Annotated in this window: 15 protein-coding genes; 4 read left to right on the top strand and 11 right to left on the bottom strand. The window is 51.7% G+C overall.

The window, feature by feature from the left end; all coding sequences use genetic code 11:
* Both ACR0ID_RS10955 and istA read right to left on the bottom strand, forming a co-directional pair.
* Nucleotides 1–281 (bottom strand): ATP-binding protein (locus ACR0ID_RS10955; RefSeq protein ID WP_480605342.1); only part of this gene is annotated, 281 nt, incomplete at its 3' end.
* Nucleotides 271–1,800 carry an IS21 family transposase gene (gene istA / locus ACR0ID_RS10960; RefSeq protein WP_480474840.1) on the bottom strand — a complete coding sequence of 510 codons (1,530 nt, stop codon included), beginning with the start codon at nt 1,798–1,800 and terminating at the stop codon, nt 271–273. The genes ACR0ID_RS10955 and istA, both read right to left, overlap by 11 nt.
* 51 nt (nt 1,801–1,851) lie before the next feature.
* Between istA and ACR0ID_RS10965 the strand changes: the two genes are divergently transcribed.
* Nucleotides 1,852–3,423: a hypothetical protein gene (locus tag ACR0ID_RS10965; RefSeq protein WP_480605343.1), complete on the top strand. Its 1,572-nt coding sequence runs from the start codon at nt 1,852–1,854 to the stop codon at nt 3,421–3,423.
* A gap of 156 nt (nt 3,424–3,579) precedes the next feature.
* Here ACR0ID_RS10965 and ACR0ID_RS10970 read toward each other — a convergent pair whose 3' ends face one another.
* From ACR0ID_RS10970 to ACR0ID_RS10980, 3 genes are read right to left on the bottom strand one after another with little or no spacing between them, the layout of a single operon-like run.
* The gene (locus tag ACR0ID_RS10970; RefSeq protein WP_480605345.1) at nt 3,580–4,248 is read right to left on the bottom strand and encodes a hypothetical protein; all 669 of its coding nucleotides are present in this window, start codon (nt 4,246–4,248) and stop codon (nt 3,580–3,582) included.
* A gap of 39 nt (nt 4,249–4,287) precedes the next feature.
* Nucleotides 4,288–4,728, bottom strand: coding sequence for a single-stranded DNA-binding protein (gene ssb, locus ACR0ID_RS10975; protein ID WP_480605346.1), 441 nt, complete (start codon nt 4,726–4,728; stop codon nt 4,288–4,290).
* Nucleotides 4,712–5,545, bottom strand: a complete 834-nt coding sequence (locus ACR0ID_RS10980) for a hypothetical protein (protein WP_480605348.1) — start codon at nt 5,543–5,545, stop codon at nt 4,712–4,714. The genes ssb and ACR0ID_RS10980 overlap by 17 nt, the downstream gene beginning before the upstream one ends.
* Nucleotides 5,546–5,828: 283 nt before the next feature.
* Between ACR0ID_RS10980 and ACR0ID_RS10985 the strand changes: the two genes are divergently transcribed.
* Nucleotides 5,829–7,304, top strand: a complete 1,476-nt coding sequence (locus ACR0ID_RS10985; protein WP_480605350.1) for a DUF2779 domain-containing protein — start codon at nt 5,829–5,831, stop codon at nt 7,302–7,304.
* Nucleotides 7,305–7,403: 99 nt separating this feature from the next.
* Here ACR0ID_RS10985 and ACR0ID_RS10990 read toward each other — a convergent pair whose 3' ends face one another.
* Nucleotides 7,404–8,024 carry a recombinase family protein gene (locus tag ACR0ID_RS10990; protein WP_480605353.1) on the bottom strand — a complete coding sequence of 207 codons (621 nt, stop codon included), beginning with the start codon at nt 8,022–8,024 and terminating at the stop codon, nt 7,404–7,406.
* Between the two features lie 142 nt (nt 8,025–8,166).
* Between ACR0ID_RS10990 and ACR0ID_RS10995 the strand changes: the two genes are divergently transcribed.
* Together ACR0ID_RS10995 and ACR0ID_RS11000 are read left to right on the top strand one after the other, a co-directional pair.
* Entirely contained in the window at nt 8,167–9,921 is a 1,755-nt protein-coding gene (locus ACR0ID_RS10995) for an inositol monophosphatase family protein (RefSeq protein ID WP_480605552.1), read from the top strand.
* Nucleotide 9,922: 1 nt separating this feature from the next.
* Nucleotides 9,923–10,225, top strand: coding sequence for a hypothetical protein (locus ACR0ID_RS11000; protein WP_480605355.1), 303 nt, complete (start codon nt 9,923–9,925; stop codon nt 10,223–10,225).
* 234 nt (nt 10,226–10,459) lie between these two features.
* Here ACR0ID_RS11000 and ACR0ID_RS11005 read toward each other — a convergent pair whose 3' ends face one another.
* From ACR0ID_RS11005 to ACR0ID_RS11025, 5 genes are all read right to left on the bottom strand, one after another.
* Entirely contained in the window at nt 10,460–10,999 is a 540-nt protein-coding gene (locus tag ACR0ID_RS11005) for a hypothetical protein (protein WP_480605356.1), read from the bottom strand.
* Nucleotides 10,999–13,929, bottom strand: a complete 2,931-nt coding sequence (locus tag ACR0ID_RS11010) for a UvrD-helicase domain-containing protein (protein ID WP_480605358.1) — start codon at nt 13,927–13,929, stop codon at nt 10,999–11,001. The genes ACR0ID_RS11005 and ACR0ID_RS11010 overlap by 1 nt, the downstream gene beginning before the upstream one ends.
* Before the next feature lie 498 nt (nt 13,930–14,427).
* Nucleotides 14,428–15,345 carry an endonuclease/exonuclease/phosphatase family protein gene (locus ACR0ID_RS11015; RefSeq protein WP_480474327.1) on the bottom strand — a complete coding sequence of 306 codons (918 nt, stop codon included), beginning with the start codon at nt 15,343–15,345 and terminating at the stop codon, nt 14,428–14,430.
* A 217-nt stretch (nt 15,346–15,562) separates the two neighbouring features.
* On the bottom strand, nt 15,563–17,194 hold the full coding sequence (locus ACR0ID_RS11020; protein ID WP_480605361.1) for a DUF4139 domain-containing protein: 1,632 nt from the start codon (nt 17,192–17,194) through the stop codon (nt 15,563–15,565).
* 123 nt (nt 17,195–17,317) lie between these two features.
* Nucleotides 17,318–18,340, bottom strand: a complete 1,023-nt coding sequence (locus tag ACR0ID_RS11025) for an aspartate-semialdehyde dehydrogenase (RefSeq protein ID WP_480474325.1) — start codon at nt 18,338–18,340, stop codon at nt 17,318–17,320.
* Nucleotides 18,341–18,360: the final 20 nt, after the last annotated feature.

Below are 18,360 nucleotides of genomic sequence, written 5' to 3' on the forward strand. Positions count from 1 at the left end.
TGCAATTGCCGGACAGTGGCCTCGTTGATCTCACTGGATTTGAAGTCGAAGCCTGCGAGGTCTTTGTAAGAGGGGAAGCGCGCCACCTTGGTGTGATAGGCGATTGACCGCACCTCCCGCTCAGCGATCTCAGCTTTGAGAAGCTGAGACAGCATCGGTGTTGCGGTCTCGAAGGCGGGCGCGCCCTGAGCGACCAGATCCTCTACTGCATTTGCCATGCCATACAGCTTGAGGCTGCGCAGCATGATCACGACGGAAGCTCCTGCTGGATCATGACGCATGGCGCTTCTCCCCGGTTTGTCTCAGATCATCGTAGCGGTCCACGTTTGCCTTCGGGGTCGTTTCCAAAGCCAGCGCATCTGGTGGGTCGATCTCTGGAAGGTCTGTTTGCTTCTTGTCAATCAAGCGGTGCAGCAGGTTCAGGATATGCGTCTTGGTAGGAACCCCGGCTTCCAACGCCAATTCTACGGCGCGTAGAACTGCGTCCTCGTCGTGATGCAAAACCAGTGACAGGATATCGACCATTTCCCTGTCACCACCCTCTTTGCGGAGCATATGATCCTGGAGTCGACGGAAGGCATCTGGCATCTCTGTGAACGGCGCACCGTTACGCAGAGCACCCGGTTTACGTTGGATGACTGCCAAATAGTGACGCCAATCGTAGACCACTCTGCCAGGCTTGCGATGTGACCGCTCTATGATCCGCTCATGTGAACAAACGGTTTGGCCCTCAGCCACGATGACCAGACGTTCGGGGTAGACATGCAGGCTGATACGCTGGTTGGCAAAGCTGGCCGGCACGCTGTACCGGTTGCGTTCGAAGGTCACCAGGCATGTCGGCGATACCCGTTTGCTGTGTTCGACAAATCCATCGAAGGCGGGCGGCAGCGCCATCAACGTGGGCTTCTCAGCTTCCCATGCATCAGCAACAGTACCCGGCAATTCCCGGTGCTTTGTCTCGGCCCATAGGGCGACACAGCGATCCTCAAGCCATTGGTTCAGCTCGCCCAGATCCTTGAAGATGGGCATGACCTGCCACAGCCGGTTGCGCGCATCGCGGACGTTCTTCTCGACCTGACCTTTCTCCCAACCCGCAGCAGGGTTGCAGAACTCTGGTTCAAAAACATAATGGCTGGCCATGGCCTTGAAGCGGGCATTGATGTCACGCTGCTTGCCTCGGCCCACACGGTCCACGGCCGTCTTCATATTATCGTAAATCCCGCGGCCGGGAACGCCACCAAACACGCGGAACGCATGCCAATGGGCGTCAAACAGCATCTCATGCGCTTGCAACGGATAGGCTCGCACGAGGAAAGCCCGGCTGTGTGAGAGTTTGATATGGGCGACCTGAAGCTTGACCCGATCTCCACCGATATTGGCCCAGTCTTCGCTCCAGTCGAACTGGAACGCTTCACCCGGCTGGAATACCAGCGGCACGTAAGTTCCGCGTCCCGTCGTCTGTTCCGCACGGTGCCGATCTGACCGCCACGTCCGCGCGAATGCGGCAACACGGCCATAGGATCCTTCATAACCCAGCTTCACCAGATCAGCATGCATCTGCTTCACCGTGCGCCGCTCCTTGCGGGGCTTGCGTGTCTGGGCGAGCAGCCAGGCAGACAACCGATCCGCATACGGATCCAATTTGCTAGAACGCGGCGGTGTCTTGAACTTCGGTTCTACAGCGCCTTCGCGTAGATACTTTTTGATGGTGTTGCGAGACAGCCCCGTGCGCCGTGAAATCTCGCGAATTGGCATTTTGTCACGCAATGCCCAGCGTCGTATGACACTCAAAAATCCCATGTCGATCACTCCAAATCTCCCCAAACGAAAACGTCGGGGCAATGTGCTCACATGGGTCAATTCTCAGTGAAAATTATCTGGCTTACCGGGTCACTTCTCAGCGGAAATCAACAGAAAGGTAAGAAAAGTGGCCAACAGGAAAAGTCTAGACGCTTTCTTGTTGGCGCTGGTGTCCGAGAGGTCGGGGAAGCCGAAGAAATCCGGTTTGTTCTAGAAAGCAAGTACGGAAGTTCTGCCCCAGACTTTGATTGGCTAACCCACATCGCTGATCTAAACCGATTTTCCGACTATCTTGAAAGTCACCCTCGTGATGTATCTGTATTTCGCGATTATAAGGTTTTGCGCGATACCACGGGTAGTCCCAGATATGCGTCAGAGATGTTTTTGGATGCCCCGTATATGGACACAGGAGCGCGTCATTATTTCGAAAGACTCGAAGACCAGGGTCGGGTGGGTCTGTCGGCGAACTACTGGAGAAAGATCAAAAAAGATAAGTTCATCAACTTTGCTTCGAAACTGGGCGTCGCGACGCAGATCGTGATCGAAAAAACCAGCTGCCGTTGGAACCCAAACAGAGACCTATATTACGGCGGGTATGGGAGTCGGACGTCTTATGAAAGAGATATCGACTACAAGATTCCATACCTAAGCGACATGTTGGCGGAACCTTCCAGGGAATTGTCGCTCGTAATTTGGGAGACAATTTCATCCGCGCAAGTCGACTGGACTGAAGCAAGGTACTGTAGGAATTACAATACTTACTACAGAACCGGAGTATCCCAACTCGCGCATGTATTGAGGGACAACGCTTGGATACCTCAGGAAAGCGGCGAGTTTGTTCGGCCAGCCGATGCATCCGCATCTAAGCTGCCCAAAGGTTTTAAGTTTGACAAGGGATGGGACTGGCTTGAAGAAATTGGCTTCGGCAGCGAAGAAAAAGCGGCTCTAGAACAAAGGAAAGAGACTGAACGGATCAGGGCTGAAAAGAACCAGAGAGCTCAGGAGTTCGGTTTTGAAACTGCCGAGGATGCAGAACTGGCGCGAGAGCTAGTCGCAAACATACCAAGGGAAAAGTTGTCCCGTCTGCTTGCTGAGGAGCAGGCTGCTTCCGCTTTCGAAATGCCTGATAAATCCTCAAAGAATGCAGAACGAAGAGCTGCCAAGGTCGCTGACAAGGCTCGTGATGCCGAGACGCGCGAAACCGAAATCCGCAATCGGTCTGTTTCACTAACAAAGCCGCAAGTAAAGGCAGAGGCCGCTGCCTATTTGCAAGACCAGTACACCAATGCGGATGGTGTGATGGGCTGCCAGATTTGTAAGGAACCGCTTCCGTTTTTACTTGCCGACGGGAGCCCTTATTTCGAGAAGGTCGAGTTTCTAAAGGACCTGAACCTCCGGCACCATCAGAACTATTTGGCGCTCTGCCCCAACCATGCGGCGATGTTTGAACACGCAAATGACTCCAAGGACATATTGCGGGTACTGCTTGACGAACTCGAAGGACAAGAGCTCGAAATCCAATTGGCGCAAGCAGAAACTTCCATCTACTTCACCCAAGCTCACCTGATTGACCTTAAGGCAATCATTCAATCTGAAGCTGGCGAAATCGATACCTCAACATAGTCGAAACTGGAGAAGTTCCAAAAACGAGGCCAACTAGAATTAGCTTCTGCCGACGTGTTTGTGTTTCATCTGAAAGCTACCTTGGTTGAAAAAGTTGCGATGCAGGTGTCTAATGTAACGCAATCGGGGTTTGAGAAAGGCCCCGTTGTAGAGCCGTCACAATACCATCGGCTCAAACGCGAACTCGAACATATTTCCTCCAAGTACTCGCCACACAGACAAATTGTCTGCTGAGATAACTTCGGAAATTTCAAACGCAAAGTTGAGATCTATTCCACAATTAGGCTCGTGGTTTCCCAAAAGTCTGTTGTAAGTTTCAATTTGGTTCTCCGAAATTCTCCCACCATGCTCATCAAAAACTCGATCTCTTCGAACTCGCAGAACTTCTAGAACAATTGGATCGCTGTCACCGTCAAGGAACAACTTGAGTTTCGGATATTCATCCAACAGGTGGGCAACGGCTTCGGTTTCGCTCCCTTTAAGGTTGTCGAGAAATTCTCTACAATAGTAAACCGCTTCCGGTGCACGTGTCGCATAACTTGCCGCGGTTTGCTGACTTGAAGTGACGTAGACACCCCCATGTCGAAAGTTCATTCCGGCATTCAATTGCTTGCTCGCAAAATACGCGTTTTGAAAGCTCATGGTTCGCATAAACTCTTTCTGGTTCTGCTGGTAACCGATGGCTTCAAAAGCGCGATGCAAAAATGAGATTGCTCCTAATTCATCAACAGGATTTTGACCGCCAAGGCCATTATTGACGATGGAAGACAAGAGTGAAGCGTCCGTACCATGCCAAAGTGGAATTGATGACGGCCAATAATCCATTGTGAAATTACTCCAACTGATCAGTATGTGGTTATGACCCTAAAACGGCGGGTCAGTTGGATCCCAATCATCTGAAATTGGCTTGGTCGCGATTTGCATGGCTGAAGCACTGTTTTTTGAATGCCCATCAGATGGTGACTGATCAAACGAAAATAGAACGCTATTGTGGCCATCCAGAACAATTTCGGTTTTGTAGTGTTTTTGCCCGGCCTGATCCGACCAATTTCTAGTTTGTAGCTTCCCGCAAACGTAGACTTTGTCACCTTTTGTTAGTCTTTCGGCCGTATTGGCCAAGTCTTCCCGATACACGACGACAGAATGCCATTGCGTGCGCGACTTTTGTACACCTGTGGTCCTGTCATTCCACCGTTCACTGGTCGCGACACTTAGTTTGCTGATCTTTTTCCCGTCAGCAGTCTCAGTGATTTCTGGGTTTCTTCCAAGATTTCCTACTAGAATGACTCTATTGACGCCGATCAATGACACCAACCTCCCTCAGCTTATTGTACCGTTTCCACGCCAAGTGGTTTTCCGAGCTGTTTTTCCCGTTCGCGGCAGCCATAGAGTATCGGAGAAAGAACTCCGCATCCTCTAGCCCGGATCCGAAATTCTCAAATTTGTCCATAAATGCGGCGGCGCGCTCTGTAGCCAAGACACTCCTCTGATCACCTGATAGATCGCGCCTGAACCGGGGGCCATTCAAACAATCTGACGCTCGTAGCGCGGCGTCCGTGTCCCCAGACCAACGTCGATAGTAAGCGAGGTGAACAATCAAGTCAGCAGGTAACAGTTCATTGTTCTGGTCTGCCCAGGTCTCAACAACACGCCGACCAATTCTTATTGAACTTGTTTTGTGCTCAGGAAAGTTCTCCAACTTCTTCACAGCGGAATAAAAACGAAACCTAGCGTCGCGATCTGTCTTGGACATTGGCGTTGTCGCAGCCCAATTTATCGCCCGAAGGTCATCCAGACTTTGAGTGTGAGCTACGGGAAGGCCTGATGCCCTAAGATTATTAACTAACTCACGACGCTCTGCTTCGGGTGGTTTGGTTTCGCTTAGCAAATTTCGAAAATCATGATCCTCCGGAACAAGTAAAAGCCAATCAGAAATAGATCTGCGTAGAAACTTCCTAATCCGGTCGTTAGCGTCCGAGACTTCTATTCCTGTCTCGTCTACGCGCAGTACCGGGTACTCGATATCAGTCTCCGGGTTGTAAAGGCGAATCCCACTTGTTGGACAACCTTTGTGGCTCGCCCAAACATGAAAGAAATCTTTAATTTCGATCTCGTCGTTCATCGCTAACTCTGCGGTTTCTGTTGGTATTTATCTGTGAATTTTGGCCAAGGTTTCCTTGTGAGTGCAAGTCAAAGTCTTGTTTCTAATTGCCAATCTTCCCTTTTCTCACTGTTCTCTTTTACAATTAGAATACTTGGATGTTTTGGCGGATTGCTTTGCAGTTCATCGCAAATAGGGCCAAAGTTGCGCCAACGAGGAACGAGGGTTGAGGCTATGCGAAAGTAGGTGAGAAGCCGAATGATAGAAAGTTTTTTTGAGGCATCGGTTCTGGAAACCAAATTGAATGACGCTGTCCAAATCTGATTACATGTTGTTTCTCAGGCACCCCGCCTGGCTATGGATCAAGAAACACGCCAGGCATCTGTTGCCGCCGATTGACCCCGCATTGCAAGCGCGCTTTGACGAGGGACACGCCTTTGAACCTTATGCAGAGGAGCTTTTTGGTGATCTCATAAAACTCGGCTTTTCAGATTTTTCAGAATACCAGACTCTGCCCGCGCGCACGTTAGAAGCCTGGAGGAACGGTGCAGACGCCGTGGCACAGGGACGCTATGAAGATGGAACCATAACTTGCATCTCCGACATCGTGAGCCGCAGTGGCGATGGGTACGTTCTGACAGAGATCAAGAGCGGGACATCTGCAAAGCCCGAACACACTTTTGATCTAGCATTCCAGCGTGTCGTGCTTGAGGCAGCCGGGTTCCCCATTGCGCGCTGCGAAGTGGCACATGTGAACCGTGATTACTCCAGATACGGCGAAATTAATCCGCAAGAGCTTGTCAGCATCACTGACATCACGGATGCGGTGACTGAGCAGCTCGAAAAAACACGCACGCGTATCGATCAGGCATTGAGCGTCGTTGCCAGCGTTACGATGCCTGATCCGTCCCCCGAACGTGCGCGCCTTAAATCCTACGGTGAATGGTTGGAGATCCGTGAAAAGCTCGACCCTCCAATCGCGCAGGACAGCATACACCGCCTTCCGTTCATGAACGCGGAAAAAGCCTCCGAACTCATCGCAAATGGGATCACAAGGGTTGACGAGATCACTGATCCATTTGTTCTGGGCAAGTCGACGCAACGCTACTTGAGAGCTCTGGCGAACGGTGCACGTACAATCGATCATCAGGAGTTGAGCAGGTTTCTGAGCGAGATTGTCTATCCGGTTCACTATTTTGACTACGAGACATCTCAGAGTTTGCTGCCACCCTGGGACGGAACGCGTCCCTATCAGCAAGTGGCTTTCCAGTATTCCTTGCATATCCAGCATGAGCCTGGCGGAGAAATTGAACACAGGGAGTATCTCCACCGAGACGCCAGTAACCCGATGCCAGCCTTGCTGAAAAGGCTTCGTGAGGACATAGGAGACGTTGGCTCTGTAGTGGTTTGGTATGCTCCGTTCGAGAAATCGCGCAATGCGGAAATGGCGGAAACTTATCCAGAGCATGCAGAGTTCCTGGAAGTCCTAAACGCACGCGTTGTAGATCTTATGAAGCCGTTTGCGGATGAAGTGATCAACGATCCCGCGTTTAAGGGAAGCGCCTCTATAAAGGCCGTTCTTCCAGCGTTTTTGCCAGAACTTTCATACGATGATCTGGACATCAAAGAGGGGGCAAGCGCGTCTCGCCTTTGGAAGGACGTAACACTGACGGAACCGGATGATCCAGCGCGCGAGAAGGTCTATTCTGATCTTGTTGCGTATTGCACGCGTGACACCTGGGCAATGGTCGCAATTCATCGGGAATTGCTGGCGATGTGAGTTTCGCTGTCTTTCAGTTGCTTCAGCTCCAAAGGATGTCGCCTATCAATTGTCTGGTTGCCACAAGCGAAGGATGCTCTCCTCTACAGTGGGGTTTAGTTACTCTTGCCTTTTCAAAAAGGTCCTGAGATTGCTCTCGCGCCACGGCTTCCCAGTCGGAGAAGGAGTTTTCTCCATGTTCAATTGTTCGGCTATTGCATTAACGCTTAAGCCGGTTTTCTGAAGTTCCAAGCTTCGACGCAGTGCAAACACTTCTCGTTCGTGCTTGGAGCTCATCCAGTACGAATGGCGCTGGCGCCACTCACCAAAATGCTGGCCGGGATCGAAGGACCATTCAGTTGTCCGGAGCGGATCCGGTGGAATTCGGACAATTGGCATGTGGGTGTTTTCAAACCACTCGTCCATATATCCATGGCGACGCCAGTTCTGCACAACGGAGAAATCGACGACAAGAATGGTTGCATCGTCGGTTCGACAAATGCGCTCAATGGAATCCAGAGCTGATTGAATGTGAATGCTGCCTCTGTCTGGTTGAATTTCGAGAAAAACCTCTTCGTGAATCAGATTGAAGCCGTGCTCTCTCGCGTATCGGCGGATCAGCTCCATCTGGTAGCGAATGGTTTTACTAGCAGAGGCCGCAGCTTCTACGTCTCTGGGCAGTTCTACAAACTGCGCCCATGTAACTGGTAGCGTCCAATAGAAACCTACAGCGTTTTCCAAGGGCTGCACTCCCAAACTTTTGAAATCCGCAAAATTCCGAGGGATCCTAAATCAGATCTGAGGGTTGGTTAAGTTGGTGTCAATCGAAAGAACTCATGGAGAACCTTCAATGTTGAATAGGACCGAATACCCGATCTCTGAAATGCTACCAGCCATTATCCAATTGGCAAAAACGGCAGGTGCAATGATCCGAGCCGAGTTTCATCGACCAGAGGGACCGCGCGGATCCTTAAAAAAGGCCACTATCGACACCGAAGTTGAAACCTTTTTGAAGACAAACCTGTTGCGCCTTCAACCGGCAAGCTGGCTTGGAGAGGAGACAGAAAGCTCCTTGATTGAAGGATCACTGACTTGGGTTGTCGATCCCCACGATGGTACGGCGGATTTCATGAAAGGCTTGCGCGGGTCTGCTGTGTCGGTAGCTTTGCTTGAAAACAACAAGCCCGTCCTAGGCGTGGTGTATGCGCCCACAGCACCAGATGATTCAGGCGATCTGATCGCGTGGGCAATAGGAGGTGACCTGTCACGCAATGGACGGATTATCACACCTACCTCATCTAGTAACAAACCAATTGTTGGATTGAACGCAGATGCTGCGGATTATGCCTTGGCCAATCACATTAACCTCAAACAAGTCCGCGTGCGAACATTGCCAAGTCCCGCCTACAGGTTGGCGCTTGCAGCTGTAGGAGAGCTCGATGCGGCCATGAGTTTGGTTGGTGGGCTGTCCTCTTGGGATATCGCTGGCGGACACGCTCTTCTGATTGGTGCAGGTAAAGTTATCGCTGAAGGGAATGGAGAGCCAATCGACTACAGCAAGGCCAGCTTTGACGGTGTAGTTGCAGGCGCGGAGGATTTGGTGCGTGAATTGTCCAATATCCGAATGACGGCGCATCCGAAAAGCGCTCGCAATCCTGCCCTTCCGAGGAAACGTACAAATCTGCCCGCGAACCTTGCGCGTGCACAAGGTGTCCTGCTGGGACAACTGGCAGGTGACGCGTTGGGGTCTTTCGTGGAATTTCAGGATGCGGAGAAAATTGCTCGCAGGCACCCAGGCGGTGTTGATATTCTTCAGGACGGCGGCACTTGGAACTTGATCGCCGGCCAACCGACAGATGACAGTGAAATGGCCTTGGCTCTTGCCCGCAGCCTATGCGCGATGGATCGTTTTGACAGAGATCACGTTGCGAATGCGTACGTCGAATGGCGGAATTCCCGGCCATTCGACATTGGAATGACAACCAGCAACGCAATTTCCGCGCTAGGACAAGGTGGCCCTGTTGCCTCAGATAGCCAGGCAAATGGGGCGTTGATGCGGGTGAGCCCAATCGGGGTCTTTGCATATGGAACGCCTGCGCTGGCCGCAGAGATCGCACGCCAAGACGCTTCTCTCACCCATCCGAATGAGGTGACTACTGCTGCCAATGCTGCATTCGCTGCGGCGGTGTCTACCGGTGTGGCTGGAGGGAGTAAGGAAGACATGTGGTCTTCCGCTTATGCAAATGCGGGTCAGGATGAGGGCGCGGCTATTGTACGCGACCGGCTTTTGGCGGCGCGAACGAAACGTCCCATCGAGTTCCAACATCAAATGGGGTGGGTGCTCACTGCATTTCAGAACGCTTTCTATTGTTTGATGTCCGAGCAGTCGCTTCGGGACGCGATTGTCTGCACTGTCGCTTGTGGAGGAGACACTGACACAAATGCTGCAATTTGCGGCGCTCTTGTGGGAGCATTACAAGGGCGCGATGCCGTACCGTTGCAATGGCGAAATGCCATTTTGACCTGTCGACCGGTTGCGGCGGATGACATCCATCACCCACGACCTAATACCTACTGGCCGGACGATGCACTCGACCTTGCCGAGGGGCTGTTGGTCGCGGGTGCAGTGGGCGACTAGCATGCAACTTGACTGTAAATTTGATAAGAAGAACTTGGTGGAGCAACCGATGAATGACTTCAAGAACTTGAGCAAGCAGCGTCAGACCCTGTTGAAAATAAAAATTGATGGATACCTTGAGGCAACGGTATTAGCGGCAAGAGCGAACAACATTGGCCTGAGTGAGGCTGTGTTTCTAGCTATGCAGGGTTTGGTTAGGGGATTAGTAGCCAACTCCATTGAAAAGAAAAGAGCTGAAGCCCTATTTGAAGCCGCCCTTCAGAGTATCTCTTCTGAAACTCCATCTCAATTCACCCGACACTGACAGAGCCTTTGGTGTTCGATTTGTTTAATATGGCTGGAATCTTATGCACTAAGTTTAGGCAAGCAAGACTGACCGCCATATCGACAGATATTCAGCGTAGTATGAAAAAGCCCTTGAAGTAATGGATATGGCTCATCACCATTCTTGTCGAAAGCAAAATTAAACAGAATGTTGACGTATTGCGATGCTACTGAGCTCAATGAGTTTTCTCACCTTTATCGTGACCGAGCCGACCTACCGATTTGACCTGTAGAGCATCTTTCGAATGTCTGCATGAAGATCACTGTGCCGCCATTTGTCAGGCTCAAGAGCGTATGAAGTAATTCGATCCATATGAGAGGCAATAATACCTGTTTGCCCTGTAATCTTCTGGAGTTCTTCAAACTCAATAGCAGTTTCTTCGTCGTTTAGCTCTGTGGAGATGCTGGCTTTATCAGTCCGCCCGGGAACAAGAGCCGTCCAACCAGTAATGCCATGTGCAAGGCGATTTCGAATTTCTAAAGAGCTTTGAAGTATGGAGTGCAATTCAGCTATGAACTCTTTGTGAATTTCGCGCTCCGAGGTTCTGTCGAGGTGAAACTGCTTCCAAAGATTCAATTTTTGGGAAAGGCTTTGTCGCCGGGCTTTCTTTCCGTTGGCCTCAAGGTCCACAAATGCAGATTGCAAGCTGCGCTCAAGCATAGACCAAGCGGAAAAATGGATGCCCACGGCTTCACGCAATTCACGAAGTGTGACGGCGCTAGCTTTGCAATTCTTGGAGTTTTGTTTTTTCACTATAGCTCTTTCGTCTGAATCGTTGCTGGCATTGCCTTCATCTTTCCTTTGCAACGGGGAAAACTCACACACCCCAAGAAACTTCCATAGCGGCTTTTTCGTTCGACCAGCCATCCGTTTTCACAGGAAGGGCAGCTTGGGTACTCTGCGCCACACGTGCATTTCTTTAAATTGGAGCCGTCAACTTTTGTGGGAATACCTTTGCCGCAACTTGTGCAAGCGGAGATTGAAAATCCGCATAGATCAGCGTGTTCACACCTATACCAGTTGCGACCGTCTTTGGTTGGGAACGCCAAGAGATGTCCTCCGCATTCCCCGCAGAATTGAATTTTTTGCTGGGTCTCGCGCTCGCCGACAATGCCGTACTCGGGATCCTCGAGTAGCTCAGTAACAAAAGCGGATTGCTTCGAGCTGGAGCTCATCAGCGTCACGGTTCGCCTTGCTCTGGTTAAGGCAACATACATGACTCTTCTCTCTTCCGCGTTCTCGAATGGCTCAGCATCCGGCGAGACTAAATTTAGAAGAGGATCATCTACAATCTCAGAAGGAAAGCCGGTGCGCCCCCTGAAGAGGCTGAGAACTATTACATGGTCCGCCTCCAGGCCCTTCGAGGAATGAATAGTCTTGAACTTGATATCCAACCGGGGAAACTCGCGTTGCAACTCGGATAACCCTGTTGGCGCAAGGTGTCGATAACGGCCCAACAGCAGCACAGACGCCTTTTTCTTTTCGTTTAGATTTTGCTTTATTGTGCTTAAGACTTGGTTCAGCTTGAGGTCGGCATCATTGCGGAAAGTCGATACGACCCGAAGAGCGGGCGCCTCGGCAATACCAGCGGGGATGACAGTTTTAGATAGCTGCGCTGGGTTCTTCAGAACAAACCGTTTTGCTGCGTTTGCAATTTGATCGACAGACCTGAATGTCCTCCCAAGGTCAACAGTCCGGTGCACACCTGTTTCTCCATCAAAAGCGCCACCAAACTCTTCCCCGAAGTGTCGCATGAGATTGATGTCAGATCCTGCAAATCTGTAGATAGACTGCCAATCGTCACCAACTGCGAAAACCCGAGCATCTGAATGCTGAGCTTTGAGAGCTTTGACCAATCGCCCTCTACTTCGTGATATATCCTGAAACTCGTCTACGAGAATATGTCTGAATGGGCTCACAAATTCTTTGCTCTCCGCGTATTCTGAGGCACGCAGTATCATGTCTTCAAAGTCGATCCGCCCATCTAGCCGTCTTTGATACTCTTCATAGACCGGTTCAAAGATCGTTAGAAAAGCCTTCGACCGTCTTCCGAGTTTCAGCTTCTCAGCTTTTTCAGAGCATTCGCGAACATGGTATCCCCCACCCTTGTAGTGGCGTAGGAAGGTTCCAACCAGCTGTACGAAACTGTCGGCCTGCTTTAGCTCCACAACCCTGTCGAACAGTGTTTCTGGCGATCTCGGATCTAGCTCCTCGTATTCGGCGACTTTCTCAGCCAAAGCTTCTAGCAGGCGACCCTCTTGGCGCTCATAAGAGTATGTTTCAATTAAAGTGGTTCCATGGTCGTCGTGGACACCCCGTTTCCACTCCATACTTTCCAGGTATTCTTCTTGGTCGACAAACGGAGCAGTTGTTAACTGATAAGTGCCGTCCGCAGCCTGCTTCCGACGAACACCAAAGTGTTCGATGTAAACGCCACTCTTGGTCAGCTTGAAGTCAGGGCAATAATCCCTAAACCCGCCTTCTGACACCTTGTGCTCGTAGTTCGGTTCGTATTCGTATTCGATGCCATTTTCGAATAGCCAGTTGGCTATCATCAGCTCTTCGAAACTTTTGACCTGTTCTCCCTGAAGTGTGCGGAGGTCCGCCTTCTCAATAAAGGTGTAGTAGGCGTGCTTCTGTTTGAAGTCCCACTCACTCTTTTCTTCGAGCCGAGCGTAAGCGAACCAGCCGATGATGGCCTTAGAAACATCAGTCGCGGTCTTAACGAGATCACGTAAGATATCCCTGATTAGAGCTAGGAATGCTTTGTCGTCCGTCGCATGGGCCGCAAGAGCCGGTTTGCTGCCTTCCACAGTGCCGATAATGTCGTAGGCCAGCGAATGAAATGTTCTAGCCTCTAGTTGTTCGCCGCACTTTTCTTCGATGCGTTCCGACATTTCTTTTGCGGCATCTCGCGCGAAGGCAAGCAATAGAACTTCTTCAGGGTTACGGGTTTCAGATTTTAGCAAATACCCGGCTTTGGCAGTTATGACGCTTGTCTTTCCGGAGCCGGCCCCGGCGAGCACCAGAGTAGCGTCCTCATCGGCTACAATAGAGGTACGTTGTTCCGGCGTGAGCGGGTTGCTTTCGAACGTATCAAAGAACTCCGCCCACTCTTTGAGTTGTTGTTTCTCGAACTTTGATATGGCTTCATTTCGTCTGGCGCTGGCGTCACGAATAAACGCTTGAATCTTTTCCACTTTGTTTTCCGCGGCATCTTCGATTGCAGCCAAAGGCAGCTTCGACAACAATCTGCGGTCTAGATCTTTCGCTAGTTCAAGTTTGGGCGATAACACACATGCCGATGGATAACGCTTAGGGTCGGACAAATCGTCTATTGTTCGTAACAGATCAGTAATGCTTGGTGCTTCGGCCAAAAACCGTTCTCGATTGTATCCTAACCATTGTGCCCGAACTGCTTCCGCGAATGAGATAGCTTCGCGATGTCTTGCCCCCCTGAGAAGATAAGTGCTGTTGTCATCTGCACGAACAGTAAGCTTACTTCCGAATAGTCCTTTGGTAACCGTGGGAGGTTCTGCGAGATCGCTAAGATGGAGCTGGTGGGCGCGCCTCATACCTACTGTAAGTTCCTGGTCTTCGAAGGTCAGCTGGCGCGCATGGGTCCCGAGAGGATTCAAAAAAAAGCCAATAATTGGTTTGGATCTAATTCGGTTAAAAATCATACTTCTTCGCCACTCGCTAACCACCAAGTTAACTTCCTAATGTGCGAAAAATCAGCCTATTTTTTGGCGGATAAGCCGACGAGAGATTGAAGAAGAGCTGTTTTGAGCGCTTCGAACCGACTCTAGTCAGCCTCACGGAGTTTGCGAAGTATTTTAGTCAATTTCGAACCTCAGAAAGTTGTCTTCTCGAAGGCGCATCACCGGCCTTGTGCATACTTATGTTTCAAGTGTGCATAGTTATGAGTTCTCAGTTGGAAGGCCCGGATTTAAGTGTCTGATTTTAAGCGGAAATAATCAACATCTTTAGGTTGTTCTTGTTGATTCGTGCACGCTTATGACCAATTGGCAATGGGGTTGATGATGGATAAATGGGTTGGCGGCGATTACGAGCGCGGGTTGAATAATCTGAAAGTGCTGATCGAAAATAACACCTAGACCCTTCTTGAGATCGCAACTTGCGTTCTGGTTTGCCCACCAAGGCAGCGGGGACCTCGCGGATCAATCCAAACGAAACCGCGCGAATTTGCCGAAGTGGTCGGATCCCATGAAGGGGCGCAGTTCGACTGTTCCGGTTGTTCCTTTTGGGAACAAAAGGTTGTCGATTGGCAAGGGTAGGTGCCAGCTGCCAAGATTATGCGTATTCAGGACAGCCCCAAAACTCTGGTTGTCGGCTGCCGCTGCGATCCGCCGGACGCTTGCGCCCCATGGAACCATGTTGAAATCCCCGGCAATCAGAACCGGGCCATCCAGACCTGCGATGCGTTCTGCAATGATCCGGCTTTGGGTTGATTGGTCGAAAGGAAAAGGCCAGCTCAGGTGGATCGATACGATCCAGACCAAAGACCCGTCCGGGGCTTCGACTTGTATTCCGACAAGACCATGACCTTTCAGGCAGAACCCGGAACCTTCGACAATCGGAAGAGTTGTCAGGATGGCAACGTTTTGTTCGGGACGAAACTCACAGATCACCTTTTCGGGGTAATGCTCGAACAGGTTGCTCATGTATTCGCGGTTGTGACTTGAGACTTCCTGCAACGTCACGATATGGGCATCGGATGCAATGATGTCGTCGGCCAGCGAATACCGCGGCCATGCCCGGCTCATGAGGTTCTTTTGATATAGCGTCAGACACGGGCCGTCGCAGGCCTTGGGCGGGGCAGCGAAACTGGTTGCGATTGATCCGACAGCAACAGCGGCAAAGGCCAGGGTCACCAATGCAAGGTATCTGGCGCGCATATACAGCAGGATCGCGGCACACGGCAAAAGCAGAACGCCGGCTTGCGGGCGGAAAAGAGCAAAGGAGTCTCCGACCGCCAGGAATTGCCCGGTAAACCCGATGAGGATAAGCCCGACCAGAATGCCTGCACATCCTATGATCAGGTATCTTCCAATTCTGCGTTTGGTCGAAATTCCCATACTATGCCTCTGATGCCCTGTGCAGGGCACCACCTGTTGTCTGTTCTGGCCCATCCGTCGCGTTCAGGTCTGTGTTTAGCTGGCAAGCAAGCCTGAATTTGTCAACTGGTCGGCAATTTGGATTGCCGTCAGCGCTCTGCCGTTGCTTGGGGTCCAGTCGGTGCCTTGATGGGTGCGGCTGATGAAATAGACGGCAAAAGCCGAGCGTCTTTGGAAACTACTTCAGGTCCATCCCCTCAGGCCAATTCAATTCAAGGTTCAAGGTGATGTTTGCCTTTTGATCGGGGGCAATATCCATCTCCCAAACCAGAATTCCGCGTTGGTTGTCCACATTCTCTTCATTTGGGCGCGGATTGGCGTTCCACGTGATTTCCAGATCGTCCTGCTCGGAATATGGAACCCGGTCCAAGAGGCGCAGTGGCCAGGTTTGGTCCGTCAGGTTTTCAATACTGATTTCAGCCTGTTCGACCCGTTGATTGGACCGCGAAATAATCCCGGTGTCACCGCTGCTGCGGTTCAGGATCTGTCGGGAAAGTGTCAGACCATGGATTGGGCCAAACCCCATCTCGATTTCTTCCCGAGGGCCAATTTCCTGCGAGTCTCCGGCAGCAACCAGAACATCATCTACAAACCACCGTGCGGCAGCAGATTCCAGAAGCCTCTGATCCATTGGGTTGGTGAACCGAGCGGTCCGATACGCCGTGTCATCGCGCCAGGGCACGCCAAGCGCAAAAACCTCGGCAGATTGGGTGATTGCGTCCAATGCGACCTCGGTAATCTCATAACCAGTGGAAACCGATATGAGATTTGGCAAAGTGTAAGTGATGCCGGTGCCTTCCACTGACGAGGTCAGTATCGTGCCAATGGATGTCTCTTCCACCACAACAGGTGCCTCGACAACCGCTTCTGCCAATTTCCCGAAATTTCCCCGTTCTGGTTGCGGTTGCGGTGTTTCGCGTATCCAATGTCGTAATGAAGGCAGCCATGATGCAGCGTTCTGACCAGTTGGGGCAATGGTCGACACATGCATCGTAACATCGCGCCAGTTTTCACCGGTGTCCTGCGTGATCAGGAGGTTGCGGTCGATCCGAACTGTGGGCGCGTCGCCTGTTGCCAAATGAAACTCGTATCCCGGCGACCATTCTGCGGCATAGGAGTCGATGTACGACACGGTCAAAGCACCTTTTGTTGCTGTTTCGGCGGTCACGTCGACGGCAACGAAAACATGGTCATCAGCTTCGGGGATCAGTGCTGCCAGATCAGCCTGAGCAATCAACAAATCTTCTTCCAGCTGTTCCAGTTGCCGTTCGACACCTCGGGCTTCGATTTCCGCCGATTGGGCTTCTTGCTCGGCGCGCAGAGATTCCTCGGCGATCATGCGGGTGATCTCACGCAGCGTGTTTAGGTCGGCAGGCAGGCCTTCATTCTGTCCCAATTGACCAAGAAACAATAAGGATTGGCGTGCAGCCTCGGCGCGTAGACGGGTGGCTTTTGCCTTGTCAGTGACAGCAGTGATCTGATCTTCGATGGCTTCGATCCGGTCCTCGGCCTGCATTACAGCTTCGCTTTTGCGGTCCTGCACCGGAAGGTTTTCAAAGCGCCGCAGCAACGCGGTTTGTGTCAGGCCTTCGGTCAGAACCCGTATTGAAAACAGCTGATTTTCGTCACGTGCGGGAATACCCTGCAAGATCAAACAATGTTTGCCAGCAGGAATTTCGTAGGCTCCTGTGCGGATTATGTCGGCTCCTCTGGGGTAAACCGTGACCTCACTGACTTTGGTGTCGATCAAAAATGTTTCAGCATGCAGGACGGTGGGCGCAAGGGCCAGAAGGTAAATCAGGGGTCTCATAATCACTCGCGGAAATCAGGTGTTATATTCCCGCAAAGGTTGCAGCCTGAATGGACGACTGCAAGCACAAAAAAGGGCCGCCTGCAAAGGGCGACCCTTGGGGGTTTTCAGCTTCGCGAGCCCTCAGCCCTTTTTCAGGACTTCCCGGCCCAGCAGTTCGGCGATCTGAACCGCGTTCAGGGCGGCACCCTTGCGCAGGTTGTCGCTGACGCACCACAGGTTCAGACCGTTTTCGATGGTCGAATCCTGGCGGATGCGGCTGATGAATGTGGCAAAGTCGCCTGCGCACTCGATGGGCGAGACGTAGCCACCGGCTTCGCGCTTGTCGATCACCATGATGCCCGGCGCTTCGCGCAGGATATCGCGGGCTTCGTCTTCGTCCAGAAATTCCTCGAACTCGATATTCACGGCCTCGGAATGGCCGACGAAGACCGGAACGCGGACGCAGGTTGCGGTGACCTTGATCGACGGATCGACGATCTTCTTGGTCTCGACAACCATCTTCCACTCTTCCTTGGTCGAGCCGTCTTCCATGAAGACGTCGATCTGCGGAATGACGTTGAAGGCGATCTGTTTCTGGAACTTCTTCGGTGCGACTTCGGTGGTAGGGTTGTAGACGGCCTTGGTCTGATCCCAAAGCTCATCCATGCCTTCCTTGCCGGCACCCGAAACCGACTGATAGGTCGACACAACAACGCGCTTGATCTTGGCGCGGTCATGCAGCGGCTTCAGCGCGACAACCATCTGCGCGGTCGAGCAATTGGGGTTGGCGATGATGTTCTTGTTCTTGTAGTCGTGGATCGCCTGCGGGTTACATTCCGGCACGATCAGCGGAATCTCCGGGTCATAGCGATAGAGCGACGAGTTATCAATCACCACGCAACCCGCCGCCGCCGCCTTTGGAGCGTAGACTTTGGTCGCCTCGGAACCTACGGCAAACAGCGCCATGTCCCAGCCGGTGAAATCAAACGTGTCCAGATCTTTGGTCGTAAGGGTCTTGTCGCCAAAGCTTACTTCGGTACCCAGCGAGCGACGGCTTGCCAGTGCGGCAAGTTCATCAACCGGGAACTGGCGTTCAGCCAGAATGTTCAGCATTTCGCGGCCCACATTACCCGTGGCGCCGACGACTACGACGCGATAGCCCATTTCATGTCTCCAAAGTTAAG

The sequence above is a fragment of the Ruegeria sp. AL2 genome, assembly GCF_056540845.1.

Coding starts and splice junctions, on each gene's coding strand:
- ACR0ID_RS11000 (WP_480605355.1), top strand. CDS start 9,923: ATGCAACTTGACTGTAAATTTGATAAGAAGAACTTGGTGGAGCAACCG.
- ACR0ID_RS11015 (WP_480474327.1), bottom strand. CDS start 15,345: ATGGGAATTTCGACCAAACGCAGAATTGGAAGATACCTGATCATAGGA.
- ACR0ID_RS11025 (WP_480474325.1), bottom strand. CDS start 18,340: ATGGGCTATCGCGTCGTAGTCGTCGGCGCCACGGGTAATGTGGGCCGC.
- ACR0ID_RS10995 (WP_480605552.1), top strand. CDS start 8,167: ATGCTACCAGCCATTATCCAATTGGCAAAAACGGCAGGTGCAATGATC.
- ACR0ID_RS11010 (WP_480605358.1), bottom strand. CDS start 13,929: ATGATTTTTAACCGAATTAGATCCAAACCAATTATTGGCTTTTTTTTG.
- ACR0ID_RS10980 (WP_480605348.1), bottom strand. CDS start 5,545: ATGAACGACGAGATCGAAATTAAAGATTTCTTTCATGTTTGGGCGAGC.
- ACR0ID_RS10970 (WP_480605345.1), bottom strand. CDS start 4,248: ATGGATTATTGGCCGTCATCAATTCCACTTTGGCATGGTACGGACGCT.
- ACR0ID_RS10965 (WP_480605343.1), top strand. CDS start 1,852: ATGGGTCAATTCTCAGTGAAAATTATCTGGCTTACCGGGTCACTTCTC.
- ACR0ID_RS10985 (WP_480605350.1), top strand. CDS start 5,829: ATGACGCTGTCCAAATCTGATTACATGTTGTTTCTCAGGCACCCCGCC.
- istA (WP_480474840.1), bottom strand. CDS start 1,800: ATGGGATTTTTGAGTGTCATACGACGCTGGGCATTGCGTGACAAAATG.
- ACR0ID_RS11020 (WP_480605361.1), bottom strand. CDS start 17,194: ATGAGACCCCTGATTTACCTTCTGGCCCTTGCGCCCACCGTCCTGCAT.